General features: G+C 46.6%; 1 pseudogene. It reads right to left on the reverse strand.

The annotated features are described in order from the left end of the window. Positions 1-139 precede the first annotated feature (139 nt). Positions 140-2,874 (reverse strand): annotated as a pseudogene (locus MMY95_RS16155) (discoidin domain-containing protein). Between the last annotated feature and the right edge of the window lie 567 nt (positions 2,875-3,441).

The raw sequence follows: 3,441 nt of genomic DNA on the forward strand, positions 1-3,441 counted from the left end.
ACCCGGTATGGGTTTATTTTTTTACTTTGTGTTGCATTTCAATTGTAAATTCGCCCTGGACATAAAAGAGTCCCTCACTTGGAAATATCGATTTCCAAGTGAGGGGCTCGGCTGTTCTATTCAAATAGCATCGGTAGGGTTATTTGAGTGTTTGCGTCAATCCTAGCACGTCCATTTCGTAAATCCGAACGGCGGTGTCAGCAACTTGGGTTGGTTTATCGACGACTAACCGGACGTAGCGCGCCGAAGTAGCCGCGAAAGTATTGAGACTAGTGGCTTGCGTGTTATTGTAGGTCCGGGCAACGTCCGTGTAGCGTTTGCCATCAGTGCTAACCTGAATGGTCCAAGCGCGGGTGTTCATATCAGCACCTTCGCCACCAGCTTTGGCATGCGCTAATTTAACCGCACTCACAGTCGTTTGACGGCCTAAATCCAGCGTCAAGGTATGCGGTGCCTTACCGGTTGCACACCATTTAGTATCGAGTTTCCCATCCGCCGCCATTTTAGGTGCTTCACTACTATTCGTGTATCCGGAGGCACTGGTCTTGGCGTTCTTGGATAGTAAGGTTAAAGCGCCTTGAGCTTTCGGTGTAATCGTAATGAGCTTTTTCATTGTAACGTGCCGTTGGCCATCCTTATTTTTAGCGGTTAATGTGACGTTATAAGTGCCAGCCTTACGGTAAGTGACCGTGGGGTTTTTGGCGGTGCTGGTCGTCTTTGTGGCACCGTCAAATTCCCATTTATAGCTGGTTGCGTTTTTGGATGAGGCATTTGTAAACTTGATCGTGTTACCGGGAGCTGCCAGGGTGCGGTTAACCGTAAATGCCGCTTTAGGTTTACGATTATCCGGCCATTTTAAGGTAACTTGGTCAGAAGCATCGCCACGTTGGTTCCAAATATCAACTGGAACGACCATCAGATTGGTCTCGTTGTGCTGCCCATTCCGTTTCAACGCGTTTAAATAGAAATTAGCCGTGTTAGTGGCCCCCAGAAATGAGCGAGAACCGTCATTGTTAACCTGATAAATTTCGTAATGATCCAGCTTATTTTTAGTGGTGGCTTGCCAACTCAGGTTGACACCGGCGTACTTGCCTTCTTCGTCGAAGGTCCGATTATCAATCGGTGACCTGGTTGACCTTTTTCGGCGCGGCCTGCTGCTTGCCGGTAATTGCGAGGCGACCTAATTGAACGCTGTAGCTAGCATCAGTCTCGGCGGCACTGATTTTGAGGCTAAGGCCTTTGATTGTTTTTTTTGTTAACTGACTAACGTCATAGCTAACGGTCGTCCAGTGCTTGCTGAGTGTCCGGTCACCCGCGATGGTCTTAGTGCGGCCGTCCTTTAAGGTCACCACTAGTTTAGCTGTAGATTTACCAGATGCCTTAGCGGTTAAACTAACCTGGGTATCGGCAGTGACGTCTAGGTCCGTGGTGTAGAGTTTGATTGTGCTAGCGGTGTCCTTACGCATTTTGCCGGCTAACTTGATATCATTGCCACCTTCGTAGGCGTCAGTGTAGTCAAAGCTGGCCTTTAACGCATTACCATTGCCTAAGCTGAAATTAGTGACAAAGGGCTGTTTCGTAATGGCACTTTGTTCAACCGCGTATGTTGAAACACCCGGCCAATGTGTTGAAGTAGTTGACGGAATGCTACGGGACGGATCATTTTGATCATTGACCCACAGAGCACCTTCTTTGGCTTGAAATTCGTCAACCGTATCGGAAGAAGCGTGTGTCCAGTCCGGTGCGTACAATCCTAGCGACGTGTATGGCACATGTTGTTTATTAGCGAATAGATTCCAACGAACGGGGGTAGCGGTTCCGTCAGCTTGAACATCGATTCCTGCAAAGAGGTTGTAAGGACTAATCCCAAGCTTTTCGGCGCGTTCGTGTGACTTTTTGAGTAATTCTTGACTGGCGAGACGCTTCTTCGTCCACCAGAAGTTAAGAAACATCGAGTCAGCAACTGGTTTCATATTGGCATCGACTAGATAAGATTGGTTTTCTTTTGCCAATCCATTTTACCATCCTTCGTCATCGAGTCATACCACATCAGGTCTAGCTTGGAGCCGGCCTTTTGTTTGTATTCTTTGATTAACTGTTGCATTAGTTGGGCGTGCTTTTTGCTCAGCCCATTACTAGTTGAGCTGGTTGCGGTCTTTCCGGTGGAAGCCGAATCAAAACTTTTAACTTCGGGGTCGGTCTCTTGGTTGATGAACCAGCCGTCAAACCCGTAAGCTTTCGCAACAGCGACTAGTTTATCAGCCATCGGAAAATGTCCGTCAGCATCTTGTTTTAAGAAGTCATTGAGCCACTTTAACTTCCCACCACTAACCACTTGTGGAAAGAAAGCGGTTCCAGGAACGGGCACGCCGTTTTTATGAGCAGAATCGATGACATCTGCGGTCGGTGGCACAATCAAACCTTCGCCTGCCGAACCGCCCCAGTAGACGAGTTGGTCAATATACTGCCAGTTGGAGAAGACATTCGCATCGAACGTATTAATCCCGCGAGGCGCGTTGCCACTAGTTGAACTATTCATAATGGATAACGCGACGACCTTCATCTTTGGGTCCTGGGTCTTGTTAACCGTCGGCAGTTGCCATTTATCGATCCGTTTGGCTAGTGGAACCGAGGCGGTGTTGTACTTGGCTGCTTTATCCTTGCTCAACTGCCATTTCAGCAGTTGTTTTGGAAACCAGTACGGTGCTTCGGGTTGATTCTCCATCTCCTTATCAAGGGTGGCCTCAGCCGTTTGACGGTAACTGATCTGCTGATCTGCTGATTAGCTGACTGTTTCGAACAAGCTACTAAACCTACAGCAGTCGTTATCAAAGCTAGTGTGCCAACAATGTAGCGATATTGTCCATGTCTCATAGCGATATCCTCCTGTGAACTAAGCAAAATTGACATATCCGCGTTATGTGAGCGATGATTGCATGAATCGTAATTAAAACGTGGCCTCGACTTAGATTTTTGACTACCGCGCTCTGGCAATTGGCAGAAATGCCTGGAGGTCGGTGTAGGGTGAACTAAGCATGTTTACGCTAACCCGAACTCTTTCCAGCGAGCCTAAGCTGACTGCTTTTGACGTTAATTATTTTGCCTACTTTAATCATGACTCATGACAAATTAGCTAGCACAACGCGTAAAATACAAAAATCTATATATTGCTGGTATGTATGATATCGGTTTCAGTGACAGATGAGTATAGCTAAATTAAGGGAATTCTTCCACAAATTAAACTAATTGATAGGGTCAATCAATTTTGATGTAAGGGGAATGCTGGGTTTCAACTTGCGCGCAACGTGCGAATAGTTGAGGATTGTTGCGGTGCCGATACAATTTAACGAACGCGAATTTTTGCGTGATGAGTGGTATGTAGTATAATAACTAGGGACTGTCTGAAAACTAAAAATTCAGGTATAATCTGAGGAAAAACGA

Origin of the sequence: Lactiplantibacillus sp. ME-2 (assembly GCF_022549155.1) — a bacterium.
Taxonomy (GTDB): Bacteria; Bacillota; Bacilli; order Lactobacillales; family Lactobacillaceae; genus Lactiplantibacillus; species Lactiplantibacillus plantarum.